The organism is Ruegeria sp. N7 (assembly GCF_056531345.1).
The window spans coordinates 51,440-71,977 of the sequence record NZ_JBQFLR010000002.1; the positions used below are offsets into that span (position 1 = coordinate 51,440).

22 protein-coding genes and 1 other RNA gene are annotated in these 20,538 nt (G+C 58.0%); 13 read left to right on the forward strand and 10 right to left on the reverse strand.

Annotation, left to right across the window (positions count from 1 at the left end; all coding sequences use genetic code 11):
• Positions 1-80 precede the first annotated feature (80 nt).
• An RNA gene (gene rnpB, locus ACR0ES_RS04840) (RNase P RNA component class A) lies at positions 81-478 on the forward strand.
• A 6-nt stretch (positions 479-484) separates the two neighbouring features.
• Here the strand turns inward: rnpB and ACR0ES_RS04845 are convergent.
• The 3 genes from ACR0ES_RS04845 to ACR0ES_RS04855 all read right to left on the reverse strand — a co-directional run bounded on the left by ACR0ES_RS04845 (position 485) and on the right by ACR0ES_RS04855 (position 2,376).
• Complete coding sequence (locus ACR0ES_RS04845; protein WP_480869740.1) at positions 485-817, reverse strand: GYD domain-containing protein; 333 nt, start codon at positions 815-817, stop codon at positions 485-487.
• A 66-nt stretch (positions 818-883) separates the two neighbouring features.
• The gene (locus ACR0ES_RS04850; protein WP_480773146.1) at positions 884-1,726 is read right to left on the reverse strand and encodes a DUF2182 domain-containing protein; all 843 of its coding nucleotides are present in this window, start codon (positions 1,724-1,726) and stop codon (positions 884-886) included.
• A 14-nt stretch (positions 1,727-1,740) separates the two neighbouring features.
• Positions 1,741-2,376: a DUF1326 domain-containing protein gene (locus ACR0ES_RS04855; RefSeq protein ID WP_480773147.1), complete on the reverse strand. Its 636-nt coding sequence runs from the start codon at positions 2,374-2,376 to the stop codon at positions 1,741-1,743.
• Positions 2,377-2,654: 278 nt separating this feature from the next.
• On the opposite strand from ACR0ES_RS04855, the gene ACR0ES_RS04860 reads away from it, so the two are divergent.
• The 3 genes from ACR0ES_RS04860 (at position 2,655) to ACR0ES_RS04870 (ending at position 4,389) form a co-directional block, all read left to right on the forward strand.
• Positions 2,655-3,371, forward strand: a complete 717-nt coding sequence (locus ACR0ES_RS04860) for a DUF533 domain-containing protein (RefSeq protein WP_480486393.1) — start codon at positions 2,655-2,657, stop codon at positions 3,369-3,371.
• Between the two features lie 127 nt (positions 3,372-3,498).
• Positions 3,499-3,666 (forward strand): 50S ribosomal protein L33, encoded by a 168-nt coding sequence (gene rpmG / locus ACR0ES_RS04865; RefSeq protein WP_037309480.1) that lies wholly within the window; start codon positions 3,499-3,501, stop codon positions 3,664-3,666.
• A 216-nt stretch (positions 3,667-3,882) separates the two neighbouring features.
• Complete coding sequence (locus ACR0ES_RS04870) at positions 3,883-4,389, forward strand: hypothetical protein (protein WP_480486391.1); 507 nt, start codon at positions 3,883-3,885, stop codon at positions 4,387-4,389.
• Between the two features lie 183 nt (positions 4,390-4,572).
• Here ACR0ES_RS04870 and ACR0ES_RS04875 read toward each other — a convergent pair whose 3' ends face one another.
• A complete protein-coding gene (locus tag ACR0ES_RS04875) occupies positions 4,573-5,349 on the reverse strand; it encodes a Bax inhibitor-1/YccA family protein (protein WP_209504618.1) in 777 nt (258 codons plus the stop codon).
• Positions 5,350-5,532: 183 nt separating this feature from the next.
• A complete protein-coding gene (locus ACR0ES_RS04880; RefSeq protein ID WP_480773148.1) occupies positions 5,533-5,742 on the reverse strand; it encodes a DUF1127 domain-containing protein in 210 nt (69 codons plus the stop codon).
• Between the two features lie 127 nt (positions 5,743-5,869).
• Between ACR0ES_RS04880 and ACR0ES_RS04885 the strand changes: the two genes are divergently transcribed.
• On the forward strand, positions 5,870-6,751 hold the full coding sequence (locus ACR0ES_RS04885) for a LysR family transcriptional regulator (protein ID WP_209597892.1): 882 nt from the start codon (positions 5,870-5,872) through the stop codon (positions 6,749-6,751).
• Between the two features lie 6 nt (positions 6,752-6,757).
• Here the strand turns inward: ACR0ES_RS04885 and ACR0ES_RS04890 are convergent, their stop codons facing one another.
• Positions 6,758-7,714 (reverse strand): NADPH:quinone oxidoreductase family protein, encoded by a 957-nt coding sequence (locus ACR0ES_RS04890; RefSeq protein ID WP_480773149.1) that lies wholly within the window; start codon positions 7,712-7,714, stop codon positions 6,758-6,760.
• 340 nt (positions 7,715-8,054) lie between these two features.
• On the opposite strand from ACR0ES_RS04890, the gene ACR0ES_RS04895 reads away from it, so the two are divergent.
• From ACR0ES_RS04895 to ACR0ES_RS04905, 3 genes are all read left to right on the forward strand, one after another.
• A complete protein-coding gene (locus ACR0ES_RS04895; protein WP_267365354.1) occupies positions 8,055-8,426 on the forward strand; it encodes a helix-turn-helix domain-containing protein in 372 nt (123 codons plus the stop codon).
• Positions 8,427-8,471: 45 nt separating this feature from the next.
• On the forward strand, positions 8,472-9,263 hold the full coding sequence (hisN, locus tag ACR0ES_RS04900) for a histidinol-phosphatase (RefSeq protein WP_480773150.1): 792 nt from the start codon (positions 8,472-8,474) through the stop codon (positions 9,261-9,263).
• 114 nt (positions 9,264-9,377) lie between these two features.
• The gene (locus ACR0ES_RS04905) at positions 9,378-10,712 is read left to right on the forward strand and encodes an 8-oxoguanine deaminase (protein ID WP_480869742.1); all 1,335 of its coding nucleotides are present in this window, start codon (positions 9,378-9,380) and stop codon (positions 10,710-10,712) included.
• Here the strand turns inward: ACR0ES_RS04905 and guaD are convergent.
• Positions 10,709-11,995, reverse strand: coding sequence for a guanine deaminase (gene guaD / locus ACR0ES_RS04910; protein ID WP_480773152.1), 1,287 nt, complete (start codon positions 11,993-11,995; stop codon positions 10,709-10,711). The genes ACR0ES_RS04905 and guaD overlap by 4 nt on opposite strands.
• Before the next feature lie 139 nt (positions 11,996-12,134).
• On the opposite strand from guaD, the gene mgtE reads away from it, so the two are divergent.
• Together mgtE and ACR0ES_RS04920 are read left to right on the forward strand one after the other, a co-directional pair.
• Positions 12,135-13,529 carry a magnesium transporter gene (gene mgtE, locus ACR0ES_RS04915; protein WP_480869744.1) on the forward strand — a complete coding sequence of 465 codons (1,395 nt, stop codon included), beginning with the start codon at positions 12,135-12,137 and terminating at the stop codon, positions 13,527-13,529.
• Positions 13,526-14,083 (forward strand): 5-formyltetrahydrofolate cyclo-ligase, encoded by a 558-nt coding sequence (locus ACR0ES_RS04920; RefSeq protein ID WP_480582870.1) that lies wholly within the window; start codon positions 13,526-13,528, stop codon positions 14,081-14,083. Before mgtE ends, ACR0ES_RS04920 begins: the two co-directional genes overlap by 4 nt.
• A gap of 3 nt (positions 14,084-14,086) precedes the next feature.
• Here the strand turns inward: ACR0ES_RS04920 and ACR0ES_RS04925 are convergent, their stop codons facing one another.
• Positions 14,087-14,314, reverse strand: coding sequence for a putative hemolysin (locus ACR0ES_RS04925; protein ID WP_480869746.1), 228 nt, complete (start codon positions 14,312-14,314; stop codon positions 14,087-14,089).
• A gap of 130 nt (positions 14,315-14,444) precedes the next feature.
• Here ACR0ES_RS04925 and ACR0ES_RS04930 point away from each other — a divergent pair, with 130 nt between their 5' ends.
• From ACR0ES_RS04930 to ACR0ES_RS04940, 3 genes are all read left to right on the forward strand, one after another.
• Complete coding sequence (locus tag ACR0ES_RS04930) at positions 14,445-15,260, forward strand: TIGR00282 family metallophosphoesterase (protein ID WP_209504607.1); 816 nt, start codon at positions 14,445-14,447, stop codon at positions 15,258-15,260.
• An 87-nt stretch (positions 15,261-15,347) separates the two neighbouring features.
• Entirely contained in the window at positions 15,348-17,126 is a 1,779-nt protein-coding gene (locus tag ACR0ES_RS04935) for an SLC13 family permease (RefSeq protein WP_480773154.1), read from the forward strand.
• A gap of 96 nt (positions 17,127-17,222) precedes the next feature.
• Positions 17,223-17,960, forward strand: a complete 738-nt coding sequence (locus tag ACR0ES_RS04940) for a YbaY family lipoprotein (RefSeq protein ID WP_480869748.1) — start codon at positions 17,223-17,225, stop codon at positions 17,958-17,960.
• A 13-nt stretch (positions 17,961-17,973) separates the two neighbouring features.
• Here ACR0ES_RS04940 and ACR0ES_RS04945 read toward each other — a convergent pair whose 3' ends face one another.
• Together ACR0ES_RS04945 and ACR0ES_RS04950 are read right to left on the reverse strand one after the other, a co-directional pair.
• The gene (locus tag ACR0ES_RS04945; RefSeq protein WP_480869749.1) at positions 17,974-19,635 is read right to left on the reverse strand and encodes an FAD-binding dehydrogenase; all 1,662 of its coding nucleotides are present in this window, start codon (positions 19,633-19,635) and stop codon (positions 17,974-17,976) included.
• Between the two features lie 10 nt (positions 19,636-19,645).
• Positions 19,646-20,503: a bile acid:sodium symporter family protein gene (locus ACR0ES_RS04950; protein ID WP_480773156.1), complete on the reverse strand. Its 858-nt coding sequence runs from the start codon at positions 20,501-20,503 to the stop codon at positions 19,646-19,648.
• Positions 20,504-20,538 lie beyond the last annotated feature (35 nt).

The window sequence follows — 20,538 nt, forward strand, 5'->3', positions numbered from 1 at the left end:
GCAGGCCAAGAAGGGGCTGGCCCCTTCTCGGGTCTGTCAGCTCTTGACGCCGCAGACCGCAAAGCTTACCCAGCCCGGGCGCGGAGGGCCGGATGGCCGCTGGGGCGTATGCCCGAGAGGAAAGTCCGGACTCCACAAGACAACGGTGCCGGGTAACGCCCGGGCGGGGCAACCCGACGGAAAGCGCCACAGAAATCAGACCGCCCAGAGCCTCGGCCGCGGGTAAGGGTGAAACGGTGGGGTAAGAGCCCACCGCGCCGCTGGCAACAGTGGCGGCACGGCAAGCCCCACCGGGAGCAATGCCAAATAGGGTCCCCGCGCGGGCCGGTCGGCGCAAGCCGATACCGCCGCTAAGCGCGTCTTGGCCGAGAGGGACCGGGTTGGCAGCTTGAGCCGTGCAGCAATGCACGGCCTAGAGGAATGGTCATCGAAGGGGGCAACCCCGGAACAAGATCCGGCTTACAGGCCCTCCGCGCGTATCTACTTATCCTCCGGGCGGCGTGTAGGTCCCCGCCAATCTTGCGGCTTTCTCAGTGACCGAAACGAACTCGTCCGCAGTCCAGGCCCGAACCGTTTCTATGTTCGTGACCGCACCCGATGCCGCGACCGCCATGCCGACCGCCACAGCATCTGTTCCGTCCGGCGCTTCGCTGATCACGACCACGTCGTTGCTGCCGGTTGTCATGTAGAAGGATAGCAGTCGACCGCCGACTTTCTCCAGCAATGCTTTCACTGGGCCGGTACGGTTCTCGGGCTTTTGCAGCATGCCTTTGACACCAGCGTGCGAATAAGTTGCGTAGGTAATGAAAACAGGCATTGGTACCTCCTTTTTAACGAGAAATCACAGGGCCTTTCAGTCAGCCGCCCCGGGGGCCGTCTTGCGTCAGATACCGGAGATCAACGGTGCCGCGATGTGCCAAAGACCTGCTCCGATAAGCGCCACACCTGACACCGGCGCCAGCCACCGGGCTGTCGGCAGAAGCTTTTCCAGCGCGACATAGGCGGCAATGCCAACGATCCAGTAGAGGTTCATGATCCCTCCGACGAACAGCAGCAGCATCAACGCCCAGCAGCATCCCAGGCAATACGTGCCGTGCAGGGCTCCGGTTCTGAGCGCGCCGAAGGGTCCGGGCCGGTTGTGACCGGCCAGAAACCTTGCGGGGCTTTGGCAGTAACGAAGGCACGCATTCTTCAAACTTGAAAACTGATAGAACCCGGCAGCCAGCAGAACACTTCCCGCGAAGGGGCCAGAGCGGATTGTCATCATCGGCCCGCTCGACAGCCCGATATGTTCCAGTCCCCACTGCAATGCCGTTGCAGTCAGGCTGAACGCACCCCAGGTCACCAGATAGCCCAACAGGAAACACAGGCTGAACGTTGCGGCGCGGTCTTTCTCAGGGCCCATGCGCTTTGTCGCTGCAAACAAAAGCACGGCTGGCGCGGCACTTGGGGTCATCATGGCAATCATCATGATCCACCACATCAGGAAGATGAGCAGAGTGTAACCGAAGCTCCAGGCGGTTGCGGAACCCATCTGCATGGGCTCCCCAACCGGCCCTGCCATGCGGGTCATTTCGACCGCAGACATTTTCATCCCGACGCCGGCAACTGTGTACCAGGTGGCAGCAAGAATGATCAGAAGGACGCTGCCCAACACGATTGCATTGTCCTGCTTCAACAGCCGCTCAATCGCCCCGGCAGGGGCTGTCGCACTCTGTCTGGTCATGAAAGAGTCTCCGGCTACGCGCCCTGAACACCGTGACCCGAGAGGTTCAGATGTGCGAGATGGGCGTGCGTGGCATCAAAGGTAAGGCTGATTTCGCCGCCCGTTGTTTTGGCCGACCCCGAGGCAGCCTCTGCGTGGCGGTACTCAAAGCCGTTCGGCAACTGGATCGATGCCCTGTGCGCGGCGCCCGATACGATATGTGGAATCGGGCTGACCTCGACGTCGAAGACCCCCGGAACATTGGCGTAGCCGCTACGATCATCGCGGTTCCAGTTCAATTCGATTGGGACAAAAAGCGTATCATATTTCGTCGGGGCCATCGCACTGTAAACGTACCACATGGTCGCCATTTCATCGGTGTCTTCGCCGGTCATGATGGCCTGCAATGCTGCGCGCTGTTCGGCTGTAGCACTTTCGTCAATGATCAGTTGCATCTGACCATTGCCTTCGTGGATCGGTCCCGGCCAGTGATAAACACCTGCTGCCCGCAAACCGGCCAGATCAGTATCGCCATAATGCCCGCTTTCGATGTCGAAAACGACAACAGCCTCGCAATTTCCGTGTGATGGAAGAACGCTGAATTGGCAGGGACAGCCGAAATTGCAATTACAATTGGCCAGTTCTTCGCCCTGAATAACCCATTCTGTCATGATAGCCCCCCAAGAAAAGCTGCGTAAAACAACACTGCTCCGCGCGGGCATTACCTGTTCACACTGCCTTGGTCGTCGAGCCTGAAGTTGGCCTCTTGGACGTATCAGTTGCGGCAAACCTATCACGATATCGTGATATGTACAAACTTACTCACTGTCTTTTGGTCCTCATCGGCTTGGAAATTCAGTCCGGAATCCCGTGGGGGTTGAACGTGGTATTCGCCTTTGCATTCCTTTGATAGAACTGGGGCGTATTTTGAAAAACCGGGAGGATTGTCATGAGCTTTATGAAGACACTTGCGTCCGTTGCAGTTGGTTTCGCGGCTGCGAAGGGGATGGAGAAATACCAGAAAATGGGCGGAATGGCTGGCTTGCAGGACATGATGCAAGGCGCAGGCGGCGGCCTTGGTATGGATCAGCTTGGCAAAATGGCCGAACAGTTCGGCCTTCCCGGAGGTGCGACAGGCCTTCAGGACATGATGGGTAAGATGGGGCTGGGTGGCAGTGCCGCAGGTGCCGCAGGTGCCGCCGGTCTTGGCGGGCTTTTGAATGCGATGCAGGGGGCGGCCAGAACTGGCAGCCAGCAGACCACCGACATGATGGAGACGGTGTTTGGCGGAACACCAGCCGGGGCTGCCATGGAAGCTCAGGCCAAGCTCATGTTGCGGGCGATGATCCAGGCGGCAAAGGCAGACGGCGAGCTGGACGAGCACGAGAAAGAAACGATCCTCGGAGAGTTGGGCGATGACATCAGTGACGAGGAACGCGCATTCGTGCAGGAACAACTGAACGCACCTGTCGACGTCATGGGTCTGGCAGCTGATTCTGGGGCACCGCTCAGAACGCAGATTTATGCGACATCTCTGGCGGCAATACGGTTGGACAATGATCGTGAGGCCGCATATTTGCGGCAATTGTCCACTGCGCTGGGTCTTTCGGACAGTGAAAGGGACCAGATTCACAGCTATATGGGTGCGCCAACGTTACCGGGTTGAACCTGTGCCCGATTCCTAGGCCGGGATCGTCCGATTGGCCTTGACATGCACGGCGTAGCGCGTAAAAGCGCACGCTCATAGGAATTCAACCGAAAGGCCCCTGCCTTTCCGGACGCAGGAGATAACCATGGCGAAGCCGACGACAATCAAGATCCGTCTGAACTCGACCGCGGGCACGGGCCACTTCTACGTGACCAAAAAGAACGCACGCACCATGACCGAGAAAATGACCATTCGTAAATACGATCCGGTCGTTCGCAAGCATGTCGAGTACAAGGAAGGCAAGATCAAGTAATCTTGCCGTTCCATTTGGACTTTCCAAAAGGGCTCTGCTTGGCAGAGCCTTTTTTTGTGTTGAGTTCCGGTGGTTTGTTGCCAAGAATGTCAGCATGCCCACCTGGGGCCGTTGCAGGAGCGCATCAGCCACCGATGCAATCGCATGGCCTGTGGCTTGCTTTTTGTGCCGACCTGCAAGTACGCTTGAGCAAACCGCCACAAAATGTTGACCGCCATGAAAAAAATCTTGTTATCCACAATTGCCGTTCTGACTTTGGCGGCCTGTGAAGACCCGTTTAACCGCAAAGGTGTTGGGTTTACCGGAATCGATGGCGAACCCCGCACGATTTCCGACGTTCCCGGAGCCGTCGCATTTCTGCCGCCTGAAACGAATGTCCCGGCCGAGCTGGCAGAACTTCAGACCGTTACTCTCTTGGCTGATGAAGTGGACCCCTCCAAGGTGGCAGCCGTTGCTATCGACAATGGCGGGCGGACGCCGGACAATGCGGTGCAGCTACAGGGCAGCGATACGAATCTGTTCCTGAGCACCGTCAGCGTCAACGGAACCTTGTATGGTGTCCTTCGCACGCCGACGAACAGCGTAAAGGTCGACAACTCGGTCGGCGTTGGTTTCGCGCAAGAGGCTGAGCGTTTCACCGGGTGTCTGCCTGCCGGTGATGTGTTCCGCAAAGGCACGTCCGAGCGTAGTTCGGGCTTTGCTGTACCGTTGAATTGCAGCTAAGTCTTACACCTTCTGATGTATCAAGCCCTCGCTGATCTAGCGGGGGCTTTTTCTTTGCGGGGTACGCGGACGTCGTCGCCTTGTCCGCCAGGATTCATGTACCGGGCAAGCGCGATCATCAGTTGGTTCTAAACGAAAAAAGGCCGGTCTGATGACCGGCCTTTCCCTTACGTTGGTTTGCAGTTACTCGCGGTTACCCAAGAATTGCAGCAGGAACATGAACAGGTTGATGAAGTCTAGGTACAGGTTCAACGCGCCCATGATAGCGGCCTTGCCCAGCCATTCCTGATCGCCACTATGGGCCATTTGCAGGTATGTGTTCTTGATATTTTGGGTGTCATAGGCGGTCAGGCCCGCGAAGATCAGAACACCGATGGCCGAGATTGCAAAGGCAACGGCCGAAGACGCCAGAAAGATGTTCACAACCATCGCGACGATCAGGCCGATCAGGCCCATCATCAGGAAAGTGCCCATGGCGGACAAGTCTTTCTTGGTTGTGTAACCATACAGGGACAGGCCCGCAAACGCGATTGCGGTGATCAGGAAGACCTGAATGACCGACTCACCGGTGAAAACAAGGAAGATCCAGCTGATCGAAACGCCCATCACCGCCGCAAAAACGTAGAACACCAGCTGTGCGGCAGCCGCCGACATACGGTTGATCCCGGCGCTGAAGCCGAAGACAAACAGCAGAGGTGCAAACATGATGACCCAGCGCAGGGGCGACGCGTAAATGCTATAGCCCAGCGATGTCAGATAGGTGTCGGCATTCAACTGTGCTGCTGCGGCTGACGGATCGCTTGTGGTTGCCAGGCCTGCGATGGCCCAGGCTGCTGCGAATGTGATGAGCATGCCTACGGACATAGTGCCATAGACTTTGTTCATATGGGCGCGCAGGCCCTCATCAATCTCGGCAGCGCGCGCGCCGGCCGCCGTCCGGATCGTGTCGAATTGTGCCATCAAAGGGTCTCCCTTTACATAATTATTCAGCCCCCCGGCTGTGCGGGAAGCGTTCTAGGCAAATATCGGCAACTCAGGGCTGTGTTTCAAGTATTTACCGCGGAAAACCAACTAATTTACGCAACAAAAGTGACGGTCCGCATCAGCCGACCGCCACTCATGAAGTTACTATTTGATTTTGCATCACTTCTGCCAGAATTCCGGCGCGTCCCAGACGAAACGGCTGGCTTCGGCATCAGCCTCTGATCTGGAGACGCCGATGTCCTGAAGGGCGCGATCATCAAGCCGTGCCAGTTGGCGGCGTTGACGCTTCAGGGAAACAGCACGCCTGATGATAGTGCCGAGCGATTGCTTTTTGGGCTTGCAAGGGCGATGAATGGCAATTTGGGTCATACTTATTGTCCTTTCGTGTATTTACGATGGTTTCTCTCGTCTTTATCAATTTCCTTGATTGATATGGGGGAGTATGACATATATTGAAAACGAATATTTTTGATGAAACACATAAGGAATCGTGAAGATGCGGAATCTGGACATTACAACCCTGCGTTCATTTGTTGCTGTGGCGGATCAGGGTGGGGTGACGCGCGCTGCAGGTTTCCTGCATCTGACGCAATCTGCGGTCTCGATGCAGTTGAAACGGCTGGAAGAGCTGCTTGGCCTTCAGCTGTTGGACCGCAGTGGCAGAACGATTGCCCTGACCGCGTCAGGTGAACAATTGCTGGCTTATGCGCGCCGTATGATCGCGTTGAATGATGAGGTCATCTCGAAACTGACCGATCAGGCCTTTGAAGGTGAGGTGGTGTTGGGGGTTCCTCACGACATAGTTTACCCGGCCATCCCAAGGGTCCTGCAACGATTTAACGCGGATTTCCCGCGGGTCAGAGTTCAGCTGGTGTCGTCTTATTCCTTGCAGTTGAAAGAGATGTACCAACGCGGTGAATGTGACGTGATCCTGACCACGGAACCGTCGTCGGTGGATGGTGCGGAAACCATTGCAGAGCTGCCCTTGCGCTGGATAGGTGCACCGGGCGGGTCAGCCTGGCGCAAGCGTCCGCTACCTTTGGCACTTGGACGTCGCTGCTTGTTTCGACCACAGGTGATATCCGCGCTGGATGCAGCCGGTATTCCCTGGGAGTTGTCGGTGGAAACTGAAAACGACCGCACAATCGAGGCCACGGTCAGTGCTGATCTGGCAGTGTATGCGGCACTGGAAGGTACCGAAGCCGCACATCTTGAGCAGATCGAAGGCGGCGGTGCGCTACCGGACCTGCCTGCGCATATGATCAACCTGTATGGTGGCGAGCCGGGTCGAGACGCGGTTGTCGAAGCACTGGCGCAGTTGGTGCGTCAGAACTTCCGCCTGCTTGCGGGAACGCAACTGCGTGCCGTGGTGGGTTGATTGCGGTCAGGGGGTGATCACGATTTTGCCCGTCGATTTCCGCTCTTTCAGCAACCGCAGGCCCTGCGCGACCTCATCAAGAGGCAAGACGTGGCTTATGTGCGGATTGATACGGCCCTCGGCGTGCCAGCGGAAAAGGGTGCCAAAGCTTTCGCGCACGGCTTCCGGCCGGAACTTCAAATACCCGCCAATGTAAAAGCCGATCACGGTCAGGTTCTTGACCAGCAGATGATTGGCGGGGATTTGCGGAACATCTCCCCCGGCAAATCCGATGGGCAGCAGGCGGCCTTCGGGGTTGGTGGCGCGAAAGGCCGCCTTGAACACATCGCCGCCGATTGCGTCATAAACGACATCCGCGCCGCCAAGCGATCTGACCCGAGCCCTTAGATCCTCTGCGGCATCAATCAGGTGATCGGCCCCTGCGGTGCGGGCAACGGCCAGCTTTTCAGGGCCGCGGGCCTGTGCGATGACGGTGGCACCCATGAGCTTGCCGATTTCAACCGCGGTCAGCCCAACACCGCCTGCTGCGCCGGTGACCAGAAGCGTTTCGCCGGGTTGCAGCCGGGCACGGTGGTCAAGGGCCATGTGACTGGTGCCATAGGCTATCTGGATCGCTGCGGCGTCTTCGAAACGGGTCGTGTCCGGCAGCGGGATCGCGCGATCGGCGTCGAAAACGCCATATTCTGCCAGACCGCCCTGACCGGAATAGACGGCGATCCGGTCTCCCGGCTTCAGGGTGGACACACCTGGACCGATGGTATCCACGACACCGGCGATTTCCATACCCAAAGTAAACGGCGCAGGCGGTGTATCCTGATACGTGCCTTTCTGCATCAGCAGATCAGCGAAATTCAACCCGCAGGCTTTGATCGCAACCCGCACCTGACCCTCACCCGGCTCGGGTTTCGGTACATCGCACAGCTGGGCAACTGCCCCGTCAGATCTAATACAATAGGCCTTCATTTGGTTCCTCACGTGCTTGGGGCATAGGCACGTGGGCTGTGCGAGATGTCAATTCCTTATGCGCGGCGTCCTGAAACGTCTGAAAATCTGTCGCATATCCAGCCGGGCCACGCGAACAGCGGGCAGGGCATTTGACGCATACAACCACAGCCCTTGTGAGGGGGGATCGACTCAACCAGCTTGAAAAAAAATTCAAAACCGGCAATATTGGCAAGCAGTGCTGGTAACGGGGGACGGCACAGTCCGGATTTGGGGGCGGTTAAGGAAGCCCCTATTGGTATTGCGATCTCGGACGTCGCACGATCCCGTACAAATGTGTGTGTAGTAGAGGAGAATACCAATGACTCATCACGTCGATGTCCATGTGGGCAAGCGCGTTCGGCATCGCCGCTGGCTGATTGGGATGACCCAGCAACAATTGGCGCAGCAAGTTGGTATCAAGTTTCAGCAAATCCAGAAATATGAGACCGGAGCCAACCGAATCAGCGCGTCCCGCCTGTGGGACATTGCCGAGGCATTGGACGTACCGGTCAGCTTCTTCTTTGAAGGTCTGGAAGAGGCCCAGAAAAGCAGCGCGGAAAAGAAATCTGTTCCAGCCGATCTGATGGGCGATAAAGAAGCCCTGGATCTAGTTCGCTCTTACTACGCAATTCCGGAAAACCAGCGCCGCCGCCTGTTTGAACTTGCACGTGTCCTCAGCGACGTCGCCTGATCAGACCGGCTTGACTTTGTCAGGTAATGCCCGCACCAGAGTGCCATGCATCCGGCGAGTTTAAGCGACATTGAAATTGCAGAAGAAATGGCCGAAGCGGCACGCGCGGCCATTCTTCCTTTTTTCCGTCAGACCAATCTGGAAACTGCGAACAAGCTGACCGAAGGGTTTGACCCCGTCACCGTAGCGGATCGGGCCGCTGAAAAAGCCATGCGAGAGGTGCTGTCCAGATTGCGCCCTGAAGATGGCGTATTGGGTGAAGAATACGGTGCGCACAAGGGCAGCAGTGGCCGAACCTGGGTTCTGGACCCCATCGACGGCACGCGCGGGTTTATCAGTGGCACACCAACTTGGGGCGTTCTGATCGCGCTCAGCACAGCAGACGGGCCGATCATGGGGGTGATTGATCAGCCCTACATTGGCGAACGCTTTGTCGGATCGACAGCTGGTGCGCACCTTACAGGGCCACAGGGGACCAGAAAGCTGCAAACACGGGGGACGAAATCTCTGGCGCAGGCGACGCTGTTCACCACTTTTCCTGAAGTCGGCACCCCGGATGACCGGGCCGGGTTTCAGGCCGTATCGGAGCAGGTGCAACTGACCCGATATGGAATGGACTGCTACGCTTATGCCTTGTTGGCCGCAGGGCAAGCAGATCTGGTGATCGAAGCAGGGCTGAACTCGTATGACATTCAGGCCCCTATCGCGGTTATTCAGGCGGCAGGCGGAATTGTGACCGATTGGCAAGGCGGCCCGGCGCATGAGGGCGGTCGAGCATTGGCCGCAGCCAACGCAGAAATACATGCAGAGGCACTTCAGATCCTGCGTCGGTTCTGAAACCTGTTGTCGCAGATCCCGATGGCGGGTACATAATACCCGGTCGGTTCTTGAGCCCGTTTTCCGCCGACCTTCGCACTCCTTGCAAGAGACGGGCAGATGCAGGAGCGCGACATGACAGAAATCCTACTCAAAAACGCTGATCTGATCCTGACGATGGACGAGTCCCGGCAGGAACTCCCCGCGGCGGACATTCTGATCCGCGACGGCCAGATCGCGGGGATCGGGCACGGATTGCAAACACAAGGCGAGGTTCACGATGTTTCGGGCTGTCTGGTGACACCCGGGTTAGTGAACACCCATCACCATCTTTACCAAACGTTGACCCGCGCGGTGCCGGGCGGGCAGGATGCATTGCTGTTCGGGTGGCTTCAGACACTCTATCCGATTTGGGCGAAGTTCGGACCAGACGAGATGTTCACCTCGGCCCAGATCGGTTTGGCAGAGCTGGCGCTGTCAGGCTGTACGCTCAGTTCTGATCACCTGTACCTCTATCCCAATGGTTCGCGGCTGGAGGACACGATTGCTGCCGCATCCGAGTTGGGGATGCGATTTCACCCGACACGTGGCGCGATGAGCATTGGTGAAAGCGATGGCGGCCTGCCTCCGGACAGTCTGGTGGAAGAAGAAACTGCCATTCTGGACGACATGATCCGCGTCGTGGATGCATTTCACGATCCGTCAGAAGGGTCGATGTGCCGCGTAGGTCTTGCCCCGTGTTCACCGTTTTCCGTCAGCCGGGACCTGATGCGAGATGCAGCCCTTCTGGCACGGGACAAAGGCGTGATGTTGCATACACATCTGGCTGAAAACGATGAAGATATCGCCTATTCACAGGCTCAGTTCGGCTGTCGACCCGGTCAATACGCCGAAGATCTGAGTTGGACCGGCCCGGATGTCTGGCACGCTCATTGCGTCAAGCTGGACGGGGCCGAGATTGATCTGTTTTCGCGCACCAAAACTGGTGTCGCTCATTGCCCATGTTCGAACTGCCGTCTGGGATCAGGCATCGCGCCGGTGCGGGCGATGCGCGATGCGGGGGTAAAGGTAGGCCTCGGCGCTGATGGCTCGGCCAGCAATGACAACGGTAATCTGATGCTTGAGGCCCGGCAGGCGCTGCTGTTGCAACGGGTGGTCAATGGGGCGGATGCGATGTCGGCCCGCGAAGCATTGGAGATTGCAACCCGCGGCGGGGCCGATGTGCTGGGGCGTCCCGATTGCGGGCGGCTTATGCCGGGAAAACGCGCGGATGTCGCTGTCTGGGATATGCGCAGTATCGAATGCGCAGGCAGCTGGGACCCGGCAGCTCTGCTTCTGGCCGGTCCGATGCAAGTAAAGCACCTGTTTGTCGAAGGCCGCCAGATCGTGCGGGATGGGCATATCACGACGATTGACCTGCCCCGCGTGATTGAGCGTCAAAACAGTCTTGCCAAGGGGTTGCAGGCCTAAGCGGCCTGCCGCCCACCAATCCAGACCTCGGCCACAGCCCGATCATCACCCATCATGATGGTCGGGAAGATTGCCTCCCAAACATCGTTTGCACAAGCTTCGCGCTGGGCGATGGCCGGGGTCGAGGCGAGATCAATCACGACCAGATCCGCCTCCATTCCCGGAGCAATGTTGCCGATGCAATCATCCATCCGCAGGCTGCGCGCCGACCCGACTGTACCCAGCCACAGCAATTGCGCCGGATGCAGGGGGCGCCCACGCAACTGACCGATTTCATATGCGGCAGCCATGGTGCGAAGCATTGAAAAACTTGATCCGCCACCGGTATCCGTTGCCAAACCGATCCGGTGGCCATCGTGGATCAAGCCGTTCATGTCGAACAGACCCGACCCTATGAAGGTGTTCGAGGTGGGGCAGTGGATCAATGACGCATCAACCTCGCGCAGACGATCGCGTTCCCGGTCTTCCAGATGGATGACATGCCCATAAAGTCCGTTCTGCCCCAGCAGCCCGAACTTTTCGTAAGTGTCCAGATAGTCCCGCGCATCGGGGAACAGGGAGCGGACCCACTCGATTTCGTCTGTCTGCTCGCTCAGGTGTGTTTGCATCAGGCAATGGGGATGCTCCGCCCAAAGCGCGCCCATGGCCTCAAGCTGTTCAGGGGTGGACGTAGGTGAAAACCGGGGCGTGATGGCATAGGACAGGCGGTCGACACGGTGCCATTTCTCAAGCAGAGCGGCAGATTGGTCATAGGCGGTCTGGGCCGTGTCACGCAGACCTTCAGGCGCATTGCGATCCATGCAGGTCTTGCCCGCGACCACGCGCTGTCCCCGTTGTTGCGCGGCAGTGAAAAAGGCATCCACGCTTTCGGGGTGGATGGTGCAAAAACTGCACATCGTCGTTGTGCCATGGGCGGCAGTCAGATCCAGATAACGGTTGGCGATTTCAGAGGCGTATTCAGGATCACCAAACTTCATCTCTTCGGGGAAGGTGTAGGTGTTCAGCCAGTCGATCAACCGCTTACCCCAACTGGCAATCATGGCCGTCTGTGGGTAGTGCACATGCGGGTCAACGAAACCCGCAATGATCAGGTGATTGCCATGGTCCTTGATGACAGCATCAGGGTGACGCCGCATCAGCGCTTCAGACGCGCCGACATCAGCAACGCGCCCTTTGTCAATCACGACAGCTTCGTCCAGTCGGGTCGCTTCGGTTGGCTCTCCGTCAAAGGGTGAGCCTGTGAAACTCAGAACGCGCCCTTTCAAAAGCGTCTTTTGCGCCATTTGCCCTGTTCTCCACCTGTTTGGGACCGCGCTGTAGCATAGGCAGACGAAAGAAGTGGGTAAATCGGCGCATTGTCATTGTTTTCTGGTAGCTGCTTCTTCTATTTAGGGGCCAATCGCCGAAAGAAGGGGGCAGCGCATGACGACAGGCAGTGATCAAGCCGAACACGATCTGCCCCACGACGAAGACGCGTATGCACTGGATCGCCGGACAGTGGCGGCGATCCTATACGCCGTCGATGTGGATGATCGCGACAAGCTGATTGAGCTGATGGAGCCACTGCACGCGGCTGATATCGCTGACCTACTGGAGCAGATCAATCCTTATGACCGGGCGCGGCTGATCCGGCTTTATGACAAGGAATTTGACGGCGACATCCTGTCGGAACTGGACGAAGCGGTCCGCGAGGAAATCATCTCCGTCCTGACCCCCGAGGTTCTGGCGGAAGCCGTGCGCGAGATGGAAAGCGACGACGTCGTTGACCTTCTGGAAGATCTTGAGGAACCGCAGCAGGAAGCCATTCTGGGCGCGCTCGAAGATTCCGAGCGGCTAGCGGCGCAACAGGCGCTTGCTTATCCCGAGAATTCGGCTGGTCGTTTGATGCAGCGCGAGGTCGTCATGGCGCCCGAGCATTGGACCGTCGGTCAGGCCATCGACTTCATGCGTGCCAATGATGATTTGCCCGAGCAGTTCTATCATGTTGTTCTGGTCGATCCGCGCCTGAAACCAACAGCGCAGGTGACATTGGGCAAGCTGATGGCGTCCCGTCGTGAGGTGCCGTTGCGCGATCTGGCGGAAGAGGAGTTTCACATCATCCCCGTTGATCAGGACGAGGAGGACGTGGCTTACGCCTTCAACCAGTATCACCTGATCTCGGCCCCAGTAGTGGATGCCGATGGGCGTCTGGTTGGTGTGATCACCATCGATGACGCGATGGTCGTTCTGGATGAAGAGCACGAAGAAGACATCCTGCGCCTTGCCGGTGTGAGCGACGAAAGCTCTCTGTCCGACAGTGTAGCGGCCACCAGCCGCCGGCGACTGCCCTGGCTGGCGGTAAACCTGTGCACGGCAATCTGTGCTTCGTTGGTAATCTCGCAATTTGCGGCGGCAATTGACCAGCTTGTCGCGCTGGCCATCCTGATGCCGATTGTTGCATCCATGGGGGGCAATGCGGGTACTCAGTCGCTGACCGTTGCAGTGCGCGCACTGGCGACGCGCGATCTGACCAATTCAAACGTGATGCGCGTTATCAGGCGGGAACTGCTGGTGGGCGTGTTGAACGGGCTCTGTTTTGCCATTGTACTGGGGACCGTGGGGATGCTGTGGTTCGGTTCACCTTGGCTGGGTGTCGTGATTGGGTCAGCCTTGGTCGTGAACATGATCATCGCGGGCTTTGCAGGTACGGTAGTACCGGTAGTGCTGGATCGTCTGGGAATTGACCCGGCGCTGGCGTCAGGAACCTTTGTGACAACCACAACCGATGTCATGGGGTTCTTCATCTTTCTTGGGCTTGCCAGTGTGGTGCTATTGTGACCGATCTGACTGAAATCAAAGCAGCTGCACGCAAAGCGGCATTTGCGCGCCGCAAGGTCGCGTTCGACACGCGTGTTCCCGGTGCAGCCGGACGTTTGTCCGAGGTTCTGGCGGGTTATCGCGGTGTGCCCTTGTCAGGCTACATGCCGATCCGGACCGAGATCGACCCGGTATCCGCCATGGCTGAAGCTGCGGCTTATGGGCCTGTTGGTGTTCCAGTGATCCAAGCCGCTGGAAAACCGCTGAAATTTTCGCGCTGGACGCCAGAAGGACCGCTGAAAGATGGCCCATTCGGTGCCAGAGTGCCCGAGGTCGATGATTATTTCGACCCCGAGATCCTGATCGTGCCGCTGGTGGCTTTTGATGCCAACGGCGGGCGTCTGGGATATGGCGGTGGATTTTATGATCGCACGCTGGAAGGATTGCGAGGCAAGCGCGCGACACTGGCAATCGGTTTCGCTTTTGACGCGCAAGAGGCGCAGGATCTGCCACTGGAGCCGACCGATCAGCCGCTGGACATGGTTGTCACGGAAAGCCGGGTGCTGACGTTCTAGCTGCTACTGTTCGAAATGGCTGCGCAAGTAATCCCAGGCATCCACCTCGGTGCCTTCCTTCAGGATGCAGACACCAAAGACGCTTCCGTCTTCGTTCTTCCGAAGTTGGTAAACTCCATCATTCTCGACGCAAAAGGTTGCCGCGGGATTGGGCATGGATGTCTTTGTGCCTTGCGCCATAACGCCCGAAGCGACCACAAGGCCGAATGTCAATATTGCCAATAACTTCACAACATGTCCTTTTGATATAAGCGCATGGCTAAGACTTTGCCACGCCTGCAAGCAATTTCAAGTTCGGGCTCAACTTAAATTTCACGGTTCCGCCTTGTTATTGCCCAGCACAGCCCCTACGACCCGGATAATGAGGATTTTGTTTCTTGGTGATGTCATGGGGCGCGCGGGGCGCGCGGCCGTTCAGCAGCATTTGCCGCGCCTGCGCGATGAATGGCGGCTGGATTTCGTTGTAGTCAATGGCGAAAACGCGTCGAACGGCATGGGGTTGAGCGGCGATCACGCCAAGCTGCTGCTGGATGCCGGTGCAGATTGCCTGACATTGGGCGACCATGCGTTCGACCAGAAAGACATGCTGCAATATATCGAGAAAGAACAGCGCATCGTGCGCCCGGTGAACTATGCCAAGGGCGCGCCGGGGCGGGGGCACCGGCTGTTCAACGCACCCGGAGGGCGCAAGGTTCTGGTGGTGCAGGTGTTGGGGCAGGTCTTTATGAAACGGCCATTCGACGACCCGTTCTCGGCCATAGAGCCCATCCTGAAATCGCACCCCAGGGGCGGGCAGGCACAAGCCATCATTGTCGATATGCATTGTGAGGCGACGTCCGAGAAGATGGCCATGGGTCACTATTGCGACAAGCGCGCCAGCCTTGTGGTGGGCACACATACCCATGTACCGACAGCGGATTCGCAGATTCTGCCGGGCGGCACAGGCTATCTGACGGATGCGGGCATGTGCGGCGACTATGACTCGGTCATTGGTATGGACAAGCAGGAACCGATGCGCCGGTTCATAACCGGGATGCCCAAGACCCGGTTTACCCCTGCCAATGGCGAGGCCACGCTGAGCGGAGTGTTCGTCGAAACGGATGATCGCGACGGTCAGGCCAAATCTGTTCGCATGGTGCGCGTTGGTGGGCGTTTGGAACAAGCCGGGCCTGATTAACGAACGTCGGGCTTGCCCTGCCACGCGCAATGCGTGAAACTGTATGTCATCAGGCGCTTGGGCCAGGGTTCGGACAGAATACCACGAATGAATTTCCTTCCACTGACAGAGACGGGCAGCGCAATTCTGGCGCTGCTGATTGTTGCGAGCATGTTCGTCATGTTCCTGCGCGAGGTTTATCCGACCGAGGTCGTGGCCATCGGTGGTGTCTCACTGATGCTGGTCACAGGGATATTGCCCTATCAAAGCGCGCTGGCGGTCTTGTCCAATCCCGCGCCCTGGACGATTGGGGCGATGTTCATCATTATGGGGGCCTTGGTGCGGACCGGGGCCTTGGACGCCTTCACGTCGACCGCGCAAAGGCAGGCGCAGGTCAACCCGCGCATTGCCATCGGATTGCTGATGGGGTTTGTCGTTCTGGCCTCGGCTTTTGTGTCTAACACGCCCGTTGTTGTGGTCATGATCCCGGTCTTTGTTCAGATCGCCCGCACGCTGAATGTACCCGCATCAAAGCTTCTAATTCCGCTCAGCTATGCCGCCATTCTTGGCGGGACACTGACACTGATCGGAACATCCACCAACCTGCTGGTGGATGGTGTGGCCCGCGCGCAGGGGATGAAAGCCTTTTCGATATTCGAGGTCACGCCGCTGGGGATTGCACTGGTGATCTACGGCATGATCTATCTGCGCTTCATCGCCCCCAGATTACTGCCCGAGCGGGACAGCATGGCCTCGCTGCTCAGCGACCGGTCCAGAATGAAGTTTTTCACCGAAGCGGTCATTCCGCCCGACAGCAACCTGATCGGGCGTGAAGTGACCGGCGTTCAGTTGTTCAAACGTCCCGGCGTGCGTCTGATCGACGTGGTCCGGGGCGATGAATCGCTGCGGCGCAATCTGAAGGGCGTTGAATTGCAGGTCGGTGACCGCGTGGTCCTGCGGACCGAGATGACCGAACTTCTGAGCCTTCAGACCAACAAAGAGCTCAAGCGCGTGGATCAGGTTTCCGCTGTCGAGACCAAGACAGTCGAGGTTCTGATCACACCCGGATGCCGGATGGTGGGGCGGACATTGGGAATGCTACGGTTGCGGCGCCGGTATGGTGTCTATGTTCTGGCCGTTCACCGCCGCAATCAGAATATCGGTCGCCAGTTGGATGACCTGGTGGTTCGGGTAGGGGATACACTACTGCTGGAGGGCGCCCCGGCAGATATCCAGCGCCTTGCAGCGGACATGGATATGGTGGATGTCAGCCAACCTTCTGCACGCGCCTTCCGTCGCAGCCATGCGCCAATTGCAATTGGCGCGCTGGTTGGGATCGTCGTCCTTGCAGCGCTGGGTGTCGCGCCGATCCTGCTGTTGTCGATTGTGGCCGTAGCCGTGGTTCTTCTGACCCGCTGCATCGACGCGGACGAGGCGTTCTCCTTTGTCGAAGGTCGCCTGTTGGCGCTGATCTTCGCGATGCTTGCCATCGGTGCGTCACTGGACAGCTCTGGCGCGGTTTCACTGATTGTCGAGGCCGTAGCTCCGGGATTAAGCGCTCTGCCGCCCTTCCTGATCATCTGGGCGATCTACCTGCTGACCTCGGTGCTGACCGAACTGGTTTCCAACAATGCGGTTGCGGTTGTGGTCACGCCTATAGCCATCGGGCTGGCCCAGGCCGTCGGAATGGACCCACGCCCGTTGGTGGTTGCGGTTATGGTCGCGGCTTCGGCGTCCTTTGCAACACCGATCGGGTACCAAACCAACATGATGGTCTACGGCCCTGGCGGCTACAGGTTCACCGATTTCATGAAGGTGGGTGTTCCGCTAAATCTGACAGTCGGATTGTTGGCATCCCTGCTTATTCCATTGATCTGGCCTTTGTGATTTCGGCGCAGAATTGCCACTTTGTCGAAGCACATCTTGCAAAGACCCAAGGGCACACGATCTTTTGCGAAGAGGGTTTGCAAAAGGAATTGACCTATGCAGCAATTAAGTCGCGCAATATGGGCGGGTGCAGCAACTTGGGCGGCGTTAAGCGGTGTCGCCATTGCCGGTGCAGTTGAAGGGACCGCCACATACCGAGAGCGCATTGCACTGCCACCGGACGCAACCCTTTATGTCGAGCTTCAGGATATCTCGCTGGCCGATGCTCCCGCTGTCACGCTTGCCGCGCAACGGTATGCGCTGAGTGGGGTGCCCGCGCAGTTCAAATTGACCTATGACGATGCACTGATCATGGATGCTCATCGCTATAGCGTTCGGGCATCTGTGATGCAGGGGCAAAACCTGCTGTTCACCACAGATACCGTTTACACCGTTCTGACGAATGGGGCAGAAAATGCCGCTGATCTTCTGTTGGTTCAGGTCCAGGGGCAGGGGGCGGCAACGCTGGACAACACCCAATGGGCCGCCTCGGGCCTGAATGGTGCGCCTGTCGAATCCGAGAAACGCCCCGAGCTTGTTTTTGGTCAGGATGGGGTTTTTTCAGGAAGCAGCGGCTGCAACCGGTTCAGCGGTCAGGCCGAGATTTCCGGTAATCGCATTGCGTTTCCAGACAACATGGCGGCAACACTCATGGCGTGCCCGCCCCCGCTGGACGCGGTTGAGCGGCAATTCCTGCAAGCCTTGCAGAACGTCACGACATTCGCGATGCAGGGCAACGCTCTGGCTCTGCTGGATGCGCAGGGACAGCCGGTGATCAAACTGATGCGCAAGTAACAGGGAAAGTGCGTCAGGCGACGGCCCTTGAACGCCCGGCATTGCGACCGGAAAAGATGCAGCCGCCCAGGAATGTGCCTTCCAGCGCGTTGTAGCCGTGATAGCCGCCACCGCCGAATCCGGCGACTTCGCCAGCAGCGAACAGGCCCGGTACGACATTGCCGTCTGATCCAATCATCTGACTGTCCAGATTGGTCTGCAACCCACCCAGAGATTTGCGTGTCAGAATATGCAGCTTGACGGCAATCAGCGGGCCGTTGGCCGGATCCAGAAACTTATGCGGTTTGGCTGTGCGGATCAGTTTATCTCCGCGGTAATTGCGCGCGGCAAGGATTGCCATCATCTGCGCATCTTTCGAAAAGGGGTTGTCGACCTGCGAATCCCGGGCTTCGATCTGGGCACGCAGATGAGCCTCGTCTATCGGAGTGTCGCCCAGATGGTTCATGCCATTGACCAGTTCGGTCAGCGTGTTGGCAACAACAAAATCCTCACCTTTTTCCTTGAACGCCTCAACCGGGGCAGTTGCGCTGGAACCTGACAGAATGCGTTGGCGGATAACTTCTTTCCAGCTGCCCGAAGTGAAGTCGGGGTTTTGTTCCGACCCGGACAGCGCAAATTCCTTTTTGATCACCTTCTGGGTCAGAACAAACCAGCTGTATTCATACCCGGTTTTCAGAATCTCACGCAGTGTCCCCAATGTGTCGAACCCGGGCAGGCACGGCGGAGCAAGGCGGTTACCCCTGGCGTCAAACCACATTGAGCTTGGGCCGGGCAGGATACGAATACCGTGGGCGGGCCAGATCGGGTCCCAGTTGCGCACGCCTTCGGTGTAGTGCCACATCCGATCACCATTGATGACATGGCCCCCCGCTTTTTCGCTGATTGCGATCATGCGGCCATCAACGTGAAAGGGTACCCCTGCAACCATGTCTTTGGGAGGCTCACCCAAACGGTCCCGGGGCCAATTTTGACGCACCATGTCAAAATTGCCGCCAATACCGCCGGAGGTGACGATGATCGACGGGGCATAAACTTCGAACTCGCCAACCTCATCGCGGTTGGTTTTGCCACCGCGCTGGGAGGTGTCATCGGCCAGAATTTCTCCGGAAACACCTTTGGCGGTTCCGTTCTGCATGATGATATGGCTGACCTGGTGGCGGAACTTCATCTGGATCAATCCGGCGCTGACATGGTCGCGGACACGTCGGATAAAGTGTTCAAGAACGCCGGGGCCGGTGCCCCATGTGATGTGAAAGCGCGGGACCGAGTTGCCGTGCCCCGTCGCATAAGACCCGCCACGTTCGGCCCAGCCAACGACCGGAAACCAGCGCAGGCCCATTTCGTGCAGCCACTGACGCATCTCGCCAGCCGCAAACTCGATATAGGCTTCGGCCCATTTGCGGGGCCATGCGTCTTCGTCACGGTCAAACTGTGCGCTGCCCATCCAGTCGCGCAACGCCAGATCGTGGCTGTCGCGTATACCCATGCGGCGCTGTTCGGGGGTGTCGACCATGAACAGTCCACCAAGGCTCCAGAACGCCTGACCGCCCAGAAAGGTTTCCGGTTCCTGATCGAGTATGATTACCTTTTTGCCTCGGTCGCCCAGTTCGGCTGCGGCGGCCAATCCGGCCAGACCAGCACCGATTACGATCGCATCAGCAGTGTTGTTTGTCATAACGGTCCTTTCAGCGCCTGCGGAACCAGACAAGAAACGGCAGAACCACGGCGTACATCGTAATGCCATAAACCGCCGAGGGCAGGGCCAGCGGGCTGAACCCGCTTTCGGTATTCGTGATCAGCGCCGCCAGTGTAATGCCCAGCGTGGAGTTTTGAATACCGGTTTCGATCGAGATCGTCTTGCACTCATTCCAGGACAGGTTTGATATCCGCGCAAGCCCCAGCCCGATGAACAGCAGGGCGATATTCAAAGAAATCAAGCCTGCGCCCATGATGCCAAGATTGTCGACGAACAATTGCCAGTTCCCGGCCAGTGCCGCGGCAACGATCAGCACGAACAAAGCGGTCGCGAGCGTTGACAATCCCGGCTCTACGCGGTTTGCAAACCCCGTTGCAAAGTAGCGAATTCCGACCCCGATTGCCACAGGCAGCGTTGTTATCAGAAACAATGCAACAGCCAGCCCGGTGATCGAAACCTCTGGGGCTTCGTCGCCCATGAAGTGCCTGATCGACCACGCGGCCAGTATTGGCACGGTCACCATCGACAAAAGGCTGATCACGGCGGTCAGGCTGACCGAAAGCGCGACATCGGCTTTGGCGAGCTTGGAGAGGATGTTGCTGGTTACGCCGCCCGGGCAAAAACTGAGCAGCATGAAACCAACCGCGATCTCGGGGGGCAATGCAAAGATTGTGACCGTCACAAAGGCTGCGACTGGCAAGAGAACAATCTGGCTTGCCGCCCCGATGGCAAAGGCGCGTCGCCGGCTCAGGACACGGCGGAAGTCTGCCACCTCCAGCCCGATGCCCAGAGACAACATGATAATGGCAAGCGACACCGGCAAGCCGACATTCAAAAGAAAATCCAAGGACAACCCCTCCCAAAGTTGCGTCAGATCAGCCT